Raw genomic sequence first — 18264 nt, 5'->3', positions numbered from 1 at the left:
CGAAGGTATAGCCCTGTAAGGGCGCAACAACCGGAACGTGCGCCCACTGCACCAACCTGCATCAAACAATACCAGGCGGAGCGCGGACCCAGACGTCTTTTTGGTATAAATATTGTTTCGTTAAAGAAACTCTACCTAACCCTAACCGCGTATGGCCATCTTTCTACGGGCGTATCCGGTGAGATCGCTTCTCACCTTGTTATTCTTCCTGTCCGTTATGCCGCGGGCGTACGCGCAGCTGGAAAAAGTAGATACCACGGATTTTACGCCGATGCAGTTGGAAACGCTGCGGGTGTTTCGCACGAGCCAGGAAGCACGCCCGCGGGGCTGGCGGCTGTCGCGCGACCGCGTGCGGCCCATCGGCACGTCGCGCGGTACGGACATCCACCTGAAGCGTATGGTACTGTTGCCCGCCTTTGCGGCGCCGTCTCTCAACGCCGGTTCCGACGAGACGCGATCGTCGGGGTCTTCTTCCTATCAGATCTGTCTGATCGTAGGCGCCGGCGCCCATGTGCGCTGGGAACGCGTACGATATGACGGCTATACGGTCGAAGTAAAGAAGCCCATTGGCATCGAGCCCCAGTTGTTGCTCTATCGCCGCAGCGGTAAGGGCACCCGGGCGTTTGAAGGTGTTTATGCACTGTCGTTTACATTCCTGGGATATGCATCGTTAGGATATGGATACTCTACCAATAACGCCCTGACCGGCAACGACCGGCACATGATCCTCGCCGGCGTCACCGTACCGCTCGAAGACGTACTCCATTAAGCCTTGTCCTAAATACCACCCGAAGTTGTCACAAATGCCGCGCCCGGAGGATGAGCCCAGGTGGTAAGTTTGTTGTGTAAAATGGAATCCTTATGAAAACATGGAAAAGCATAGGCGCCGTATTCGCCGGACTGGCAGCCATCTTTGTGCTATCCGGTGCGACAGACGCCATACTCGAAGGCACCGGCATCATGACGCTGCCGTTTGCCGACAACGGCACGGGCTTTATTCTCCTGGTCGTATTATACCGGCAGCTGTACGTCGCCCTCGGTGCGTACATCACCGCCGCGTTGGCACCGGATAAGCCCATGAAACATGCCATGATCCTGGCGGCGATCGGCTTTGTGCTGGGCGTAACCGGCGCGATCGTTATGTGGCACATCCCACCGCATTGGTATCCTGTTTCACTGGTAGTACTGGGCTGGCCCAGCGCCTGGCTGGGAGCGTGGCTACGCTTGCGGAAACGGTTGACGGTGACGTCGCGAGTATAATCTATGTGCCCCAGGCCTGTGGTGTCGCTCCAGCCTGGGCTATTTTGTTGCGTCCCAGGCCTGCGCTGTCGCTCCAGCCTGGGCTATTTTGTTGCGCCCCTTCGGGGCTTTGATGTGGGTTGTGGTGTTGTGCCCCAGGCCTGCGCTGTCGCTCCAGCCTGGGCTATTTTGTTGCGCCCCTTCGGGGCTTGATGGTTTGCGGTGTTGCGTCCCAGGCCTGCGCTGTCGCTCCAGCCTGGGCTATTTTGTTGCGCCCCTTCGGGGCTTTGATGTGGTTGCGTTATTTGTCTGAAGGCCTGGGAGGTATAACACAACCAACGGCCAAGCCCTGTAAGGGCGCGGCAAATTTCTGACACCCACCTGCTATAATAAAAAACGGAGAGTTTACATGCCCTCCGTCTTTTTTAATATTTCTTAACACCTAGCGCAACCCGATAGCTATTGGGTCTTTCGATCGAAGGGAGGGCGACTTGTGCACGGCTGGCGGACTGTTCGTGCACGCAATGGAGGGGGCCTGGATTACCTCGATACCTTGGTCTGTAAGTTGACTTCAGTATATAAATTATTGAATATACCTTAAAAAGCTTCGTTGCATTCAACGGAGTTTCGCGCCCCCTCTCCGGCGAAACAGGTACATTTATCTGATTATACGGCTTCCTGACTAAATTTATTCATGAATAGAGGGACGAAAGCCCTTTAATCATAATCTGTTTTGTATTTTTCACTGACCCTTAGGTGCTATTCACAGTCGTGCGCTATGATACCAGTTAGTGAAATCATTTTTAATCATCCATTTATATTTTATGAGAAATGTTATCCTTTACACCGCCCTGTTCCTGCTGATCGCAGTGACATCGTGGCGATGCTCCGACGAGCAGCTCGTGAACGGTTCCAGCGCCCCTGACCATGCCCTGGATATTTCATCGGCCAGACATGGTTCTGTATCAAATCTGCTGGTGCCTGCGATTACCATGAACGCGTACATCGATTTTCCTATTCCTGCGTTTGTGTTCTCGATAAACGGCCCCAGCGGTGCGATTACGGTCGACTGGGGCGACGGTACCACCGACGTGTGGACGTTAAATAATAATATTATCGTTTACCACTATTACACCGCGGAGGGAAACTACCCGGTTACCGTGACAGGCGACCTGGAGACTGTTACCGCGTTCCAGGCTACATCCTCTTCCATCGCAGCGATGGATCAGCTCGATATATCCGCGCTGCCCGCGCTGCAGTATTTCGAGCTCACGGTAGCACGAGGCCCGGCTGTTGTCGACCTCAGCCATAACACGGCGCTGAATTCGATTACATTGCGCGGTTCGCCGCAGACCACCACGCTGCTGCTTCCTCCCAACCATGTCATTAACTATGTCGACATCAGCGCAACGACGCTTTCCAATAATACGTCGCTCCCCGTAGCGACCATCAATGCACTCATTGATAATATCCACACCTCCGTCGTCAACAACCCTCGCAGCGGCGAATTCAAACTCGCCGATCAAAGCGGAACGGGTTGGGTTGGTCCGCCTTCGCCCGGAGCCGTAACACAGCTCGAAGATCTCGGGGACAACTACAGCTGGACAGTACTACCGTAATTTTCGAAGCATCTGCCTGGAACTAAAAAAAAAGGGAGCTCGCAGGCTCCCTTTTTTTACGTCACCATACCATTCGCCTCAGCCTGGGCTATTTTGTTGCGCCCCAGGCCTGCGCTGTCGCTTCAGCCTGGGCTATTTTGTTACGCCCCTTCGGGGCTATAAATGTGGGTAGATTCAAATAATAGCCACGTGATATGAACAGAAGAAACACAACACCTCAGCCCACGTTATGTTCCGAAACTATAGTATAAATGAAGATACAGCCCTGAAAGGGCGTAACAAAATAGCCCAGGCTGAAGGCCTGGGAGGTATAATACAACCAACGACCAAGCCCTGTAAGGGCGAAACAAATTTCTGATACCGACGTGCTATAATGAAAAACGGAGAGCATGCACGCCCTCCGTCTTTTTTAATATTCCTGGTTCAGTACTATTTCTTCAACGTCACCACCCCGCTCGCTTCGAGCTTGGCGCGTTCGGCTTCGGGCAACTTCCAGCCGGCATCAAAGTATCCGTCCGACACGATCGTACCCGGTGTGCCTTTAAATAAAGCAAAGTCTTTAAAGTCACCCAGCGTGGCAATCGCCACGGGCGCAAACTGGAACGGCTGTTGTTTCGCCATGGCCCACCATGGCAAACCGGAGTTGATCACGACATAATGCCCGTCAACCGGCAACACATAGAACAATCCGTAGTCCGTTGTGCCGGCCTTCAGCTCGACCGGTAAGCGTTCGCTGTATTTGCCAATAAGCGTGTTTGTCTCGCGCGTACCAAACAGCACCAAGTTACAGCTTTCAAAATCACTGGGGCGTACATCCTTGTCCGCCACCACGCGGGGAAACACCATGATGCGGCCCAGGAACGCATTGCGATACACCGACCAGTTAGCGGCTTGGATCGCAATATCCATACGGGCTTTCAGCTCTGCCTCCGACGGATTGCCGGCCGTGCCGTATACATATACATGGCGCTCGCCAAAGGCGGCGCTGACCGGACCCTCGGCACCCGGCTTCTTCGCGCCCGCCGGCGCTTCATATTTTGTGTTGACCCATTTGCCGGCCTGCTGCTGGAAAGAGAGCGCTGGCGCCGTCGTTACTTTTACCTTCTTGCCGTCGAGTATTACTTGTAAGGGCTTGGCGGCGTCGAACTTCGGATGGCCCGCCAGTTGTAAGGTGAAGGCGCCCAGCGCGGTGGTTTTGATGGTGAGCTGGTTGGGCGCAGTGAAGGCGGCGTCGATCGTGGCGAGCGTGCCGGGCGTAAGCTGGTCCAGCGTTACCCAGTAGGCGTGGTTATATTTATAGTTGCGTGAGTTATAGAGCACACGGTCCGGGAACCGCTGGCGGGTATACTTCCTGAACCAGTCAAAGACCGCTTCATCTTTATAGGCGTTCTCCCAGCTGTTGTGGTTTACGCCGGGGTACTCGGTATACTCGACATGGACGCCGAGATCTTTCAGTTTTTTTGTCCAGTCGCGCGAGACGGCCACGGGCACGGCGCCGTCCTGGTCGCCGTGGTGGAAATACATCGGTACGTTCAGCGCGTTGCCGGCGAGGTCGTCGGTGCCCTTTGGCGGTGCGGGACAAACCGGGAACAACGCGGCCCAGATATCGGGACGTGTCAGGCCGATCCACAGCGTGCCGCCGCCGCCCATGGAGAGGCCCGTGAGGTAGGTGCGGTCTTCGTCGATGTTAAAGCGTTTTTTGACATCGGCCAGCACATCGTACACATCGTGCTCGGCTACACCCTGGTAGCCCATCGTGCCGCGGGCATACGGACTGGCGACAATGTAGTCGACGTCTTTCCATTCGGGAAAATACAGCGTAGCCTCTACGTCGTTCTCGCCGTTGGCGTTGCTCTTGCCAAAGACGCGGCGCAGCGACAGGCGGTGGTTGGAGCCGGCGCCGTGGAGCATGACCACGAGCGGGTATTTTTTGTTTTCGTCGTAGTGCGGGGGCAGGTACAGACCATAGGGCTGCTCGGTGTCGTCGATCGAGGAGAAAAAGGTCATCACCTGGGGGCCAGGCGCCAGCTTCTGCGCGCGGGCCGCCGGCAGCAGCAGGGCTGTCAGCGCAAGGGTTGTCAGGAATGTGCGTAGGTTCATGAATATCGGGTTGTAAATAATCGCCCCTCCCGATTCGTCGGGAGGGGACGGTTAAAGTTAATGGTAAATTATGTTTATCAGAATGAATAATGCCTGTGTGGGATCGGCTTTTTCATTCTTATACACAAAATACAGGTCGTGTTTGCCGGAAGTGGGTTTGAGCGGCGCGGTGACGATCTGCGGCTTCGGCGGTGTTTTGCCGCCCAGGTCCATCACGACCGGCGTGATCATCGGCGACTCGCCCACCACTTCGCCCCCGGGATAATCCAGGCGCACTTCTACGGTGCCGCCGGCGGCGCCCAGCATGTTCTCCGGTGCCATCGCCACGAACGAAATGGCGCTGATGCCGGTCAGGTCTACCTGCTTGAAGATGAGGTGCGCGCCTTTGGAGGTGCCGATCATCAGCTCGATGGGCGGGTCGGGCATTTTATACTTCTGCACTTTGTCCCACTGGTCGGCCGCGCCGGCCATGACACTGGCGCTGCGCAGCGTCATGGTCTTCTCGGATGTGATGGGCGCGATGCCGTTCGCCCCATGGTCGGTATAGGCTGCGCGCAGGATGACCGTACCCTGACCTTGCGAGCCTTTGGGCGGCGTGGGGGTATAGCTGCCCTTGATCGGCAGCGACGCGGCGGGCGCGTTGCCCAGGCTCAAAATATACTTCACCATCTGCTGCACGTCTTCTTTCTTCAGCTGCGGGTGTGCGGCCATGGCCGTCTCGCCCCATACGCCGCCGCCGCCGGCGATGATCTTGCCGGTGAGGTACTCGAGCGCCTTGGGATCGTTTTTATATTTGGCGGCTACGTCGAGGTAGCGTGGACCGATGGACTTTTTGTCGATGATGTGGCAGGACTTGCAGTCGCTGTTGTCCATCAGCCGTTTGCCCACGGCCATGGAAGCCGATGCATCGGCCGCCTGGTGACCTTGCGCCACGGCGATCTTGTCAAACCCTTCGAGGTAGTCGATCGACAACGATACATGGTCGGCCGTGATGGTACCGGCCTCGGTGCTGCCGTCTTCTTTGTCCGTTACTTTTACTTCGTAGTCGAACGGTTTGCCGGGGAAGAAGAAGCTGGTGTTGCCTTTCGTAATGTCGAACGACAGCTGCGGCGGGTCGTTGCCGGCCTCGAGTGTTATTTTGGCGGTGGAGGTATCGCCTTTGGCATCGGTCACGGTCAGGGCGGCTGTATAGACGCCGGGCTTGTCGAGTGTGACAGACGACGTGGCTTCTGCGTGTGTCGCCACCTCCTGGCCATTGGCCGCGGTAACCCTCCAGGCATATTTCAGCTCGTCGTGATCGTAGTCCTTCGTGCCCTCGGCGTTGAGGTTCACGGTAAAGGGCACGGCGCCGCGCGTATGGTCGGCGGCCATGCGGATCTGCGGCTTGCGGTTGCCGCCGTTGTATTCGATGCGGACAAGCCGCGCATCGTCGTTGCCCTGGAACCAGGCCGTGCCGTATTCGAGTATATACAGATCGCCGCTCGGGCTGAAGGCCATGTCCATGGGGTTGCTGAAACGGTGGCTCGGCATAAAACGCTCCATGGATACATAGTTGCCTTCTTTGTCCATCGTCACGGCCATGATCCAGCCGCGCATCCATTCATAGATGAACAGCTTGCCGTTGTAATACTCGGGGAACGCGCGGGGTGCGTTGACAAAGTCTTCGGTATAGTATACCGGACCGGCCATCGCCGTACGGCCGCCGGTGCCGACCAGCGGGAACTCGGGCGAGGCGTCGTACGGATACCAGATGAAAGCTTTCTGCGCGGGCGGCAGCTCTTTCAGCCCCGTATTGTTAGGGGACTCGTTGCGGGGCTTGGCCGGGTCGAACTTCGCGCCGGTTTTGTTGCTGGCAAAGTCGTAGTCGAAGTAGGCTTTGTTGTCGCCGACAAAATACGGCCAGCCATAGAAGCCGGGACCGCGGGCCTGGCCGATCTCGTCGTAGGCGCGTGGCCCGAGCGTGGTAGAGTCCTTGCCGGCATCCGGGCCGACGTCGCCCCAGTAGAGATAGCCGGTCTTTTTATCGAAGTCGATCCGGTAGGGGTTCCGGTTGCCCATGACATAGATCTCGGGGCGTGTTTGCGCCGTGCCTTTGGGGAACAGGTTGCCGTCGGGTATGGTATACGTGCCGTCGGCCTCGGGGTGTATTCTCAAGATCTTACCGCGCAGGTCGTTGGTATTGGCGGAGGACTTTTGCGCATCCCACGGGCTGCGCTCGGCCCGCTCGTCGATAGGCGCATAGGCGGTGGCGCGGGGACTGGTGTTGTCGCCGGTGGAGAGGTATAGATTGCCGTGGGCATCAAATGCCATGGAACCGCCGGTGTGGCAACACTGCTCGCGTTGCACGGCCACTTCCAGCATCACCTTCTTCGACTCTTCGATCAGCTTGTCGCCGCGCAGCTCGTAGCGCACCAGGATGTTCCTGGGCTCGGCGCCCGGATCGGAATAATAAAAATATACCCAGTGGTTGGTGGCGAACGCCGGGTCGAGCACCACGCCCAGCAGCCCGTCTTCCGCTTCGCTCTCTTTGCCTTCTTTGTCTTTATACTTGGTGCTGACGGCAATGGTAGCGATGACCTTGGTCTTCTTTTCCTGCTGACTATAGATCTTTACCGCGCCGTGACGCTCGACGAACAGGATGTCGTCGCCGGGCAGTATCGCCAGCTCTACGGGCTCGTTCAGCTTTTCATCCAATACCACTTTCGTGAAGCGGTTCTCTTCGGGCATGCGCAGCGTGTGTGCGGCTTTGTAGTTCAGCGGCTCATCGCCGCCAAGCACGAACTGCAGGCCGCCCCACAGGTGGCGCAGGAACAACGGGTCGCTGAAGGTTTCGTTGGTGTGGCCCAGGGCGGTATAAAAGGCGCGGCCGCCGTCGTAGTGATGATACCAGGCCATGGGGTGGTGGTCGCCGTTGGTGCCGCCTTCGTATGACTTCTCGTCGATGGTGAGCAGCACTTTTATATCGGGGTTGATGTCTTTGAAGTTATAGAACTCGTCGTCGCGTTTCCACGGGTCGGGCAGCGAGTCGGTGGCAGGGTTGTTTTTGTCTACGACGTGAAAGTCGGCCGTGCGTACGTTCGGGGCGTTGGGGTGGCTGGTAAAGTATGCGCCCACCAGCTTGCCGTACCACGGCCAGTCGTACTCGGTGTCAGACGCGGCGTGTATGCCCAGGTAGCCGCCGCCGGCCTGGATGTAGCGCTCGAAGTTGTTCTGCTGCTCGCCGTTGAGTACGTCGCCCGTGGTGCTGAGGAAGATAACGGCTTTGTAGCGTTTCAGGTTCTCTTCGTGAAAGGCGGCGCTGTTCTCCGTGGTGTCGACAACAAAATGATGTTGCTGTCCCAGTTTGCGGATGGCCTCGATGCCGGCGCCGATGGACTCGTGCCGGAACACGGTCGTCTTGGAAAAGACCAGTACGCGCGTGGGCTCGTCCGGCTGCCGCTTGCAGGCGCCGGTGATGGCCGCGATACAGATAAAAGAAAGCAGGGCGGAGTATAATTTCCGCAAAGAAGCAAAGTGATTTCTCATAGGGAACTGACAGGTTAACTTGGATTAGTATGAAAGGCCGAAGCCAAAAGGATATAAGGGTTTAGCGGAATCGTGTGGAAGGTCTTCCTTCTGCTGGCGCACGGCCTCCATGGACGACGGCAGCTCGAAGGGAAGCTTGCCTTCCGGTCGCGCTTTGCCGAACACGACATCCAGCAGGGCCGCGTCGCTGGCGCCATAGTTCGCCACCACGGCGCGGGCGGCGGCGTTGATCTCGGGGATCACGGCCGGGCGGTCGATGTAGAGATCCACGACAGTGGGTACTTGTTTGAGCAGCGCCAGGATGCTGTCTTTTTCGGCGCCTTTAAAGTCAAGGTCGCCGTGGTGAAAGCGCTGGGCCATAGGGTTGTCTGTTTTGACCGGGTACCACGGTGTGCGCAGGCGGATGATGGCGATGTCGGCGTCTTCCGGGCGGCTGACCACGGTGCCATAGCGCGCGGCAGTTTCGGGATTTACATTGCGCAGGTAGAGCTTGAGCTTGCCGGCGGCGAGCGGTAATACTTTGCGGCCCTTTACTTTGTCGTTCTTCAGGAGTGTGAACGAGCGGCGTTGGGCGACTTCACCGGCTTGTTTGAACTCGGCTTTGCCGACGGTCTGCACAGCTTTCTCTACATCGACATACGGATTGTCGAACAACCCCAGTATAAATTTCTGACGCAACAGGCGCCGGGCGGAGACATCCACACGCTCCACGGACAGCTTGCCGTTCATGACCAGGTTGACCACGTGGTGGGTACACTGCTCGCCGCCGAACTGGTCGCAGCCGGCTTCGAGGATCTTCCGTACGCGTTCTTCTTCACTCAGCTGCTCGGCGCCCCAGGCACGCGCCGGCCACACGACGGGGCCCATGCGCGCATCGGTCACCAGCCCCCAGTCGGTGCACACTACGCCGTCGTACTTATATTTCTCGCGCAGCAGGCCGGTGATGATCTCTTTGTTATAGGCAAAGGCGACATCTTCTTTTGTCTGGCCTTTGGGCACGCCGTAATATGGCATGATGGCCGCGGTGTGGGCGGCAAAGGCACCTTCGAACGGTATGAGGTGATATTGAAAGTTATTGCCGGGATATACCTGGCCTTTTTGAAATTCGAAGTGCGGGTCCAGCCCTTCTTTCTGCGGGCCGCCGCCGGTAAAATGTTTCGTCATGCACGCGACGCTCTGCGGCCCCAGCGCCGCCCCCTGAAAACCGAGGATGTAAGCTTTCACCATGCGCGACGACAGCTGTGCGTCTTCCCCGAACGTGCCGCTGACACGCGGCCAGCGGGGCTCGGTGGCGAGGTCGGCCATGGGGTGTAAGGCTTCGCGGATGCCGACGGCCAGGTACTCCTGCCGGGCCATGTCGGCGTGCTGGCGCATCAGGGCCTCGTCGCCGAGTGCGGCAAAGCCGAGCTGCTCGGGCCATTGCGAGAAGTCGTTGGCGGCGACGGCAAACAGCGCTTCGCTAAAGGCATTGCGCGGATCGGACGCGACGGTGACGGGGATGCCGAGGCGTGTCTTTTCTTCGGCGAGCTTTTGAATGTTATTATACCATGTGGCCAATGCCTGCTTGCCGGGTACGGCCCAGACGTTGATGTGATTCATGCGTTGTTCGAGTATCAGCCGGGCGGCCTGGGGCGCGAAGGCAAACGGACCCTTGCCGGGGCGGTCTTCGAGCGAGCCGTCGTCGTTGATGCGCGCGCCGTTGATAAACAGCAGGCCGGCCTTTTCTTCCAGCGTCATCTGGCGCAGCAGATCGTCCACGCGCTTGTCCACGGGCTGGGAAGGATCTTCGTAAACATCCATTGTACCGTTCTTGTTGAGGTCGCGGTAGGGGGGCGGGTTGGGTATGGCCCGCCAGGCGGAAGCGCCCGCCAGCAGCAACGGCGGCAGGACGCACAAAAGCATTACAGCATGGGTACGTGTCATGATTGGGTTAATTGTGTAGTCGTAACACAATGATACCTATTTCTTCGTTGTGTATGAAATACACATTGGAGTATTTATTTTTGTGACATGGAGCTGAACGAGTTTGTGAAAAAAGGGCACGAGCTGTACCTGCGGCATATTTCCATTGACTGCGTGATCGTGGGTTTTCACGACGAACAGCTGAAGGTATTGTTGCTGAAATGGAAGGAAAACGGGCAATGGTGCCTGCCGGGGGGCTTTGTGCGCAAGGACGACTCGCTCGACGTGGCGGCCACACGCATCCTGCGCGAGCGCACGGGGCTACAGGATCTTTACCTGCAGCAGTTTCACACCTTTGGCGACCCGGCGCGCGAGCGTAACAAGGAGCAGTTCTTATGGCCCCGGACCATGCCGCCCGGCAGCTGGATGCACGACCGCTTTATTTCGGTGGGCTATTACGCGCTGGTGGAGTTTTCGCAGGTCACGCCCCAACCGGACCTGCTGACGGACGAGTGCCACTGGTGCGACATACACGACGTGCCGGACCTGATTTACGATCACAACGCCATTTTGGACAAGGCGCTGGAGACACTCCGCATGCGCCTGAACGACTACCCCGTGGGACTGAACCTGCTGCCGGCACGGTTTACGATGCCCGAGCTGCAGCGGTTGTACGAAACGATCCTGGACACACCGCTGGACCGGCGGAATTTTCAGAAAAAGATGCTGGCGTTCGGCATCCTGGAACGCCTGACGGAGCGAAAAACAGGCGGCGCCCACAAGGCGCCGTACCTATACCGATTTGATCGGAAGAAATATGAAAAGGCCCTGAAACAGGGCCTCAAATTCGGATTCTGATCACCCCAGTAAGCAGCCCTGAAAGGGCGCAACAAATCTGATGCTAATGCGCAGCCCCCTCCAGCTCCTGCATGGTGTGGATGAGGTGGAGCTCCTCGGGAGAGAACTCGGAGGTCTCCTGTCGCGTGCGGCCTTCCATGAACGCATCCAGGTTGGTGTAGAAGCGCAAACGGTGTTTCCAGATCAGCTTGCCACCGATCGCCTCCTTGACGTCGCGGATGTCTTCGCGCTCGTCCAGCCAGTACATGTCATGTTTACCATTGCCGGTACCCATGTAGCCCGTCATATAGTTGATGCGGGCGTGGTCCAGCCGTTTCCGCACTTCCTGGCTGAAGTCGGACTTACCGGTGATATATAATGTTGCCCATTCCATAGTTCGTAATGATTTATGCGGTACACAGCGTATGCGTTGTAAAGAAATTTGGCAGGTCAGGAGAAGGCCGTGTATTTCTTTGGCGGAAGGTTCGCTTATTCCTTCCGGTATAAAAAGTACGCACTAGTAAGTACGGAACTATACCGCGGAAAGTTCTGTCGTACACCGAAAATATTATAACGGTATATCCATACACTACTCGCAACGTGTACTATCTCCGTCGCGCAGTGCCGATAGACCGATCGTTCAGTGTTGTAACCTGTATATATTTCGTTGCACGATACCACTACCGGCGCGTGCATTGCGCTGCGCGTTACCGGTGCCAACGATGGTGCCGTCCGTTGAGCGGAAGAAGCTGACGTTAGTCGGGGTATATGTTTTTCGTGAGGGTAGCGTGTGTACGCAAACGTGTCGCACTATGACGCATGTCAGGAAAAGAATATCTTTGGACAAATACGCGTATGATCTCCAAACGTTTTATCAGGATCACCGCGCCCGTGCTGATGATCGTGGCGCTTTATTATCTCGGGCCGTCGCCCGCCACCCCGGTGTATGACACCACGCTGCCGACGGTACCCGCCGATGCTGCTGCACTGGACCACTATGTTGCCGCAAACGAAGCCGCGCACACGCTGCGCCCCAACAACGAAGCGCGCATCGTCTGGAACGACAGCACCCGCAAAAAGACACCGTACGCCGTCGTGTACCTGCACGGCTTTACCGCCAGCCAGATGGAAGGCGACCCGGTGCACAAACGGTTTGCCCGGACCATGGGTTGCAACCTGTACCTGGCCCGTCTGGCCGACCACGGCCTGGACTCGGCAGACGTCCTGATCCGCCTGACACCCGACCGCCTCTGGGCCAGTGCCAAAGAGGCCTTGGCCATCGGCAAGCAGCTGGGCGACGAGGTGATCCTCGTGAGCTGCTCGACCGGCAGCACCCTGGCGCTGAAGCTGGCGGCGGAATTCCCAGAGGATGTGCACGCCCTCATCAACCTGTCACCCAACATCGCCATCAACAACGGCGCTGCGTTCATATTGAACGATCCCTGGGGACTCTACATCGCCCGTGCCGTATTCGGAAGCAAGTACAGCGAAGCGCCCGCACCGGTGCCCGCCGAGCGTGCGCAATACTGGGACACAAAATACCGCCTCGAGGGCGCGGTACAGCTGGAAGAGCTGATCGAGACGACCATGACGCGGGAAACGTTTGAAAAGATCCACCAGCCATCACTGACGCTGTACTACTACAAAAACGAGCAGGAGCAAGACCCCGAGGTGAAAGTGAGCGCGATGCTGGAGATGAATGCGGAATTGGCCACACCGGACAATTTAAAGGAAACCGTGGCCATCCCCGAAGCCGGTGTGCACGTCATCGCCAGTGGACTGCGGTCGAAAGCGGTGGATAAGGTGCTCGATCTGATGGTGGCTTTTGCGCAGGAGAAGCTGGGCATGGCGCCGGCCGGGCGGGCTCTGCACTAGCCAGGGAATAACGTTGCTATGGCTTATCCCTTGCTTTGGTATGGCTTTGGTATGGCTAAATATCGCTATAAGGTCGCTATAAGGTCACTGTAAGGTTGCTGTAACGTCGCGGAAAGGTTGCGATAATTCTGGTGTTGAGGGGCCGTGTGGAGGTCGTGCTCCGGATGTTTCTGAAGGTTGGTAAAGATAAAAAAAGCTGCTTTTTTCGGAGCAGCCCCCGACGAAAAAGTGTGCGCGTGAATGTGAGCGCGAAGAAAATACAAAACAGTGGAGCGTGTTCGCTCTCGCGCTCACCCTCACACTGTTTTTCCCTCTCTCCAAAAAAGCTCTTTCAGAAAAGAGCTTTAATATTTCAAATGATGGATCTCCGTATGCCCGAACATCAATCCCTTGCTCACTTCCGCATTTCCATCATACGCCACGCGCGCCTCACCAAATGAATTGATCCGCAGCTCGTCCTGGGCGCTCACCTTCACCTTGCTTTCGCCGTAGATATTGGTAGTCGTGGAGTAGCTACGCAGCGGCTGGGTGTCGATCTTATTGTGGCCGAACAGCCGGTATTTCTGAAATTCGGCAATCCCGCCGCGCACCTTCAGGTCGTTCTCGCCATACAGGCTGGTGCGCAGGTATTTTGTTTCAATGGATGCAAAGCGGATCTCGTTCTGGCCGTAGCCCTTCAGCACAAACTTGTCGGCCTTCAGCGGACTTTTGCAGGTCAGTTCCTGGTTGCCGCGGATTTCCACGTGGCGGAGGGAGCGGTAGGTAACATAGGCGGTCACCGAGGCATCGCGGTAGTAGGCGCGTTTGTGGCGGCGGTTGAGGCGCTCCATTTTTTCCGTGATCTGGGCGTCGTCCAGGTAAATGTGCACCGTTCTGCCGTGCTCGCGAATGTTGATCTTGTCGGCCGACACGCCCTGGTACACCAGGCGGATGCTTTCGTGGTCGCCTTCTTCGAGGATCAGGTTCACCTTGGGCGAAGCAATGACCTTGTTGAAAGGATGCAGGTCTTTTTTTATTTCTTCCTGTGCGGCGGCGGGCAGTGCCAGCGTGCCTGCCAGGAGGAGGGGCAGGGAAAGACGTGTGAAGATTTTCATGGGGATATTGCGTTGTTTGTCCTGAGACACCCAGCACGCATCATACCCCCACGCCCTTCCGGTAATTTTTAAAAAGTTTTATAGCAGCGAAGCCTGATACCGCTTCAACGCCTCGAAGAGCTCAGACGACACTTTCTGATACGTGTCATGATCCTCTTCAATATACTGATCGTTCCACGACCCCATCCCGCCGAACACATCCGCAAACTTCGCCGCCAGCATGCCGTGGATCCGCGCCGGTTCCCAGCCCAGCTCCGTGCAGAGCTCGCCCACCCACGCGGCCTGGTGGAAGTTTTCGATGGCCTGTTCGGAGAAACCTGCTTTTGAAAGTTGCGCGACCATTTCCTCCATGTGCGCCGCATCATAGCGCCCGGCGGGCAACGACGACTGCAACACAAACAAGCTCAGCCCGAATGCTTCCTGGAAGGGCGATTGGATCCGCGCGGCAAATGCATGGATCGCTTCCAGCGACTGGATGAACGTCCGTTGAGTATCGGCCCATGTTGCCGGTGTAAACGGCGGCGCATTTTCTGCCGGGCGGAACGCGTAGTGCTCCCACGGTTCCTGCGTGGGCTGCAAGTTCCAGCGGTCTTTGTCTTTTGATCGTGCCGCCGCGCGTTTCTGCTCTTCTTCGTCCGGGCCAAAGCTGTCGGCCAGCGCGGCCGGGATGACCGGCTTCTGTCCACCGGCTTCGCACAGGGTACAGATGCTGCGGCAGAGCGGATGGACGATGCGCTCGAGGTCTTCGCGCGACATACCCCGCAGCGTCTTCTCCCACTGGTCGGGTGCGACGATCGTGACCGACGGATCGTCATATTCTTGCAGCGTGGTGTTGAGTGTCTCCCACGTCTTCATGCCAAAGGGCTGTGCGTGCACCAGGTCGAGAATCTCTTGTGCCGATACGTCGCCCAGCGGATAGAGGTATACATACTCGCGGTCCTCGTCGAAGAAGGAGTAGTCGTATTTCACAAAGAGCCCTTTCAGCTCGTCGGGGATGACAAAGGATCGCCCGCGCACCGTGCATTCGATCTGGATCTCTTTGATCAGGTCCGGGGCGAGGTATTCAAACACGTGGCGGCCTTCCGGCGACAGTAAATATTCGGGAGTCTCTTCGGGCTCGAACACGCTGCGGTTATTCATGCCGTTGGATTCGAGGATAAGCTCGGCCGCGCGGTCCCAGAGAAGCGCGTTGTCGGGCTGACTGTTCAGCAGGGTAATGAACTGCTGTGGGGTGAGCGCGTATTGCGGACAAAAATAGGTGTTCAGCGCATAGGCTGCCGTTTGACGTGCCGTCCGGACGCGCAGCAGCAGGTCGGGGATCCCCGCAAAGGCCGCGGCCATGTGCGCGGGCATGTCGTCGCGTTCGTCGAAGGCGTGATAGGACACGTGCACCTCCTGGATCTGCTCGCTACGCAAGCGACGCAGCCACGGAGCGAACGTCTCTTCGGTGTCACCCTGCTCGGCGCCGAGCGATACGGCCCCCGGCTTACGCGCCTGGTGCAGGGAGTAGATCTTCTCCATGGTGGCGAGCAGACGCTCAACGTCTGCGTCAGACGCCCGCAGGAGCGTAGTGGTAAAAGCCAGGATGTGGTCGGTGCGTTTCATGGTGAACAGGATGAAGCCCCGAAGTAACGACATTCACCCCCCGAACGCAAACCGCCGCCGGCACAAACCTGGGGTTTATACCGGCGGCGGAAAGGATGTGTATTTCCTATTCGTTATTCCGCAACGAATTGGCCGGATTGCTCAGCGCGGCGCGGATTACTTGTACGCTCATCGTCAGGAACGCCAACGTCAGCACGGCCACGCCCGTGAACACAAAGACCTGCCACGACACCTCGGTGTGATACGCAAAGTTGGCCAGCCAGCGGTCCATGGCGTACCACGACACGGGCGCGGCCAGCACAAAGGCGATGAGGATGAGCCGGATGAAGTCGCGGGAAAGCAACGTGACGATCTGCTGTACGGAAGCTCCCAATACTTTGCGGATGCTGATCTCTTTGATGCGCTGCGAGGCGGTGAACGTTACCAGGCCGAACAACCCCAGACACGAAATGCAGATGGCGATGATCGAGAACGCATAGAATAATTTCTCCATGCGGGCTTCGTTGCGGTACATCTTGTCAAACTCCGCATCCATAAACGAATAGTTGAAGGGATACTTGGTATTATACTTCTTCCAGAGCTTTTCGGCGGTGGCCACGGCGCGCGCGGGGTCGTTCGCTTTTACATAGACCAGCCACACCCAGCTGTTGGTATGAAAGAAGGCGGTGGGCTCGATCTTGTTGCGGATGGAGCTGTGGTGAAAGTCTTTGACCACGCCGATGATCGTCGCCTTCGTATCCCACAAGGTAAAGGACTTGCCGATGGGATCCTTAATACCTGCATTCTTCACCGTTGTTTCGTTGAGAATGATGTGCGCCGTATCGGCCGGCGAGCCGGTGAAGCCGCGGCCTTGTACCAGCTCGAGGTTGAGCGTCTTAAAGAACGTTTCGTCCACGCCCATGGGGTGTATGATAAAGCCCTGGTCGGGTGCTTTGCCTTCCCAGTCGGTATCGCCTGTGGAGGCGCCGATCGACATGAGGTTCTGATTGGCGAACGATACGGCGGTAATGGAAGGGTCTTGCTTCAGCTCGTTGCGCACACCGTCGATGTTCTTAAACATATCGCCGCCCAGGGCGAACGTAAAGACGTTCTCTTTGTTAAAGCCGAGTGATTTTGTGCGGATATAGCGCAGCTGGTTGCCGACCACCAGCGTGCCGATGATGATGATCGCCGACAGCGTAAACTGCGTGACCACCAGCACCTGGCGGAAGGTGGAATTGCCGCCGCTGATGGCGAGCTTGCCGCGGATCACGTCGATGGGTTTAAACGCCGACAGGACCCAGGCCGGGTAAAAGCCCGAGACCAGCCAGGTAAGCACCAATACACTGCCTGTGAGCATGGTGACCTGCGGGTTGTCCAGCCGCACCGACAGCTCTTTACCCGACAGTGTATTGTAAAACGGTATGGCCAGCTGCATCACAAAAAATGCCAGGGCCACCGCGAGGATCGACATGACCGCCGACTCTGTCAGGAACTGGCCCACCAGGCGACCGCGGTCTGCGCCGGTCGTCTTGCGTACGCCCACTTCCTTGGCGCGCTTGGTAGACCGGGCCGTGGCCAGGTTTACATAGTTGATGCAGGCGATGAGGAGGATGGCAATGGCCGTAAGCGAAAAGATCCTGACCGTCTGCATGCCCGCTTCCTGGCCGTCGCGGCTGTAGAGGTGGAGTTGTGTGAGGGGCTGCAGGGTATAGTGCACGTTCGCGCCGTCTTGTGCCTTCTGGTGGATGCTGGTAAGCTGTTCGCCTACTTTGGCCGGCGACGCGCCCGGGTCGAGCAACAGGTAGGTCTGGTAGTGATAGTTGCCCCAGTCGGTCTCCAGCGATTTCCAGTAGTCGTTGGGCTGGTAATGCTCGACCAGGCGGGCGAACGGGTACAGCACGGAAGTCTGAATAGTAGAGTTTGCCGGAAAATCGGCGACGATGCCGCTGACCGTAAATTCGTCTTTGTCGTCCAGGCGCACCGTTTTGCCGAGCGGCTCTTCATCGCCAAACAGTTTCTTCGCCATCGATTCTGTCAGTACCATGGACTGTGTGGTAGGGAAGGGTTTCTGCGGATTGCCTTTGAGCAGCGGGAAATCGAACACGGTAAAAAAATGCTCGTCTACATACATACCCCGTTCGTGGAGGATCTCGCGACCGTTATAGTTGAACAGTACGGCGTTCCAGTCGCGGTTCAGGCGCACGACCTCGTGTACGGCGGGGATCTCCTGTTTGCCCCGCGTACCGATCGGGCCGGGGGTTGTTTCCCAGGTCATCTTGTTGCCGCTGTTGATAAAGTTGGCGTTGACGTGGTAAATATTCGGGCCGTTGTGGTGGAAGCGGTCGAAGCTGAGCTCGTCCTGAACCCAGAGCAGCATCAATACCGATGCGGCAATGCCCAAGGCCAGGCCGGCGACGTTGATGCCGGCGTACACCCGGTCGCGAAAAAGATTGCGGAGCGCCAGGCGGATGTTGTGAAAGAACATA

The 18264-nt window shown here is 57.4% G+C and carries 12 protein-coding genes; 5 read left to right on the top strand and 7 right to left on the bottom strand.

Annotated elements, in window-relative coordinates; all coding sequences use genetic code 11:
- Nucleotides 1–151: 151 nt before the first annotated feature.
- The 3 genes from KK078_RS16935 to KK078_RS16925 all read left to right on the top strand — a co-directional run bounded on the left by KK078_RS16935 (nucleotide 152) and on the right by KK078_RS16925 (nucleotide 2858).
- Nucleotides 152–769: a hypothetical protein gene (locus KK078_RS16935; RefSeq protein WP_254091486.1), complete on the top strand. Its 618-nt coding sequence runs from the start codon at nucleotides 152–154 to the stop codon at nucleotides 767–769.
- A gap of 92 nt (nucleotides 770–861) precedes the next feature.
- Nucleotides 862–1260, top strand: a complete 399-nt coding sequence (locus KK078_RS16930; RefSeq protein WP_254091485.1) for a hypothetical protein — start codon at nucleotides 862–864, stop codon at nucleotides 1258–1260.
- An 803-nt stretch (nucleotides 1261–2063) separates the two neighbouring features.
- Nucleotides 2064–2858, top strand: coding sequence for a hypothetical protein (locus tag KK078_RS16925; RefSeq protein WP_254091484.1), 795 nt, complete (start codon nucleotides 2064–2066; stop codon nucleotides 2856–2858).
- Between the two features lie 429 nt (nucleotides 2859–3287).
- Here the strand turns inward: KK078_RS16925 and KK078_RS16920 are convergent, their stop codons facing one another.
- From KK078_RS16920 to KK078_RS16910, 3 genes are read right to left on the bottom strand one after another with little or no spacing between them, the layout of a single operon-like run.
- Entirely contained in the window at nucleotides 3288–4958 is a 1671-nt protein-coding gene (locus tag KK078_RS16920; protein ID WP_254091483.1) for a carboxylesterase family protein, read from the bottom strand.
- A gap of 57 nt (nucleotides 4959–5015) precedes the next feature.
- Entirely contained in the window at nucleotides 5016–8483 is a 3468-nt protein-coding gene (locus tag KK078_RS16915; RefSeq protein ID WP_254091482.1) for a ThuA domain-containing protein, read from the bottom strand.
- Nucleotides 8484–8507: 24 nt separating this feature from the next.
- Nucleotides 8508–10406, bottom strand: coding sequence for a glycoside hydrolase family 3 protein (locus tag KK078_RS16910; RefSeq protein ID WP_254091481.1), 1899 nt, complete (start codon nucleotides 10404–10406; stop codon nucleotides 8508–8510).
- A gap of 87 nt (nucleotides 10407–10493) precedes the next feature.
- On the opposite strand from KK078_RS16910, the gene KK078_RS16905 reads away from it, so the two are divergent.
- Entirely contained in the window at nucleotides 10494–11243 is a 750-nt protein-coding gene (locus KK078_RS16905) for an NUDIX hydrolase (RefSeq protein WP_254091480.1), read from the top strand.
- A gap of 43 nt (nucleotides 11244–11286) precedes the next feature.
- Here the strand turns inward: KK078_RS16905 and KK078_RS16900 are convergent, their stop codons facing one another.
- Nucleotides 11287–11616, bottom strand: a complete 330-nt coding sequence (locus tag KK078_RS16900) for a hypothetical protein (RefSeq protein WP_254091479.1) — start codon at nucleotides 11614–11616, stop codon at nucleotides 11287–11289.
- A gap of 461 nt (nucleotides 11617–12077) precedes the next feature.
- On the opposite strand from KK078_RS16900, the gene KK078_RS16895 reads away from it, so the two are divergent.
- On the top strand, nucleotides 12078–13097 hold the full coding sequence (locus tag KK078_RS16895; protein WP_254091478.1) for an alpha/beta hydrolase: 1020 nt from the start codon (nucleotides 12078–12080) through the stop codon (nucleotides 13095–13097).
- Nucleotides 13098–13441: 344 nt separating this feature from the next.
- On the opposite strand, the gene KK078_RS16890 is transcribed toward KK078_RS16895, so the two are convergent.
- The 3 genes from KK078_RS16890 to KK078_RS16880 all read right to left on the bottom strand — a co-directional run bounded on the left by KK078_RS16890 (nucleotide 13442) and on the right by KK078_RS16880 (nucleotide 18263).
- Nucleotides 13442–14191 (bottom strand): GIN domain-containing protein, encoded by a 750-nt coding sequence (locus tag KK078_RS16890; RefSeq protein ID WP_254091477.1) that lies wholly within the window; start codon nucleotides 14189–14191, stop codon nucleotides 13442–13444.
- A gap of 78 nt (nucleotides 14192–14269) precedes the next feature.
- Nucleotides 14270–15796, bottom strand: coding sequence for a hypothetical protein (locus KK078_RS16885; protein ID WP_254091476.1), 1527 nt, complete (start codon nucleotides 15794–15796; stop codon nucleotides 14270–14272).
- 106 nt (nucleotides 15797–15902) lie between these two features.
- Nucleotides 15903–18263: an ABC transporter permease gene (locus KK078_RS16880; RefSeq protein WP_254091475.1), complete on the bottom strand. Its 2361-nt coding sequence runs from the start codon at nucleotides 18261–18263 to the stop codon at nucleotides 15903–15905.
- Nucleotide 18264: the final 1 nt, after the last annotated feature.

Origin of the sequence: Dawidia soli (genome assembly GCF_018598185.1) — a bacterium.
Lineage (GTDB): Bacteria > Bacteroidota > Bacteroidia > Cytophagales > Cyclobacteriaceae > Ohtaekwangia > Ohtaekwangia soli.
The sequence above is the reverse complement of the archived record's forward strand: the minus strand, read 5'-3'. Positions and strand labels throughout refer to the sequence as shown.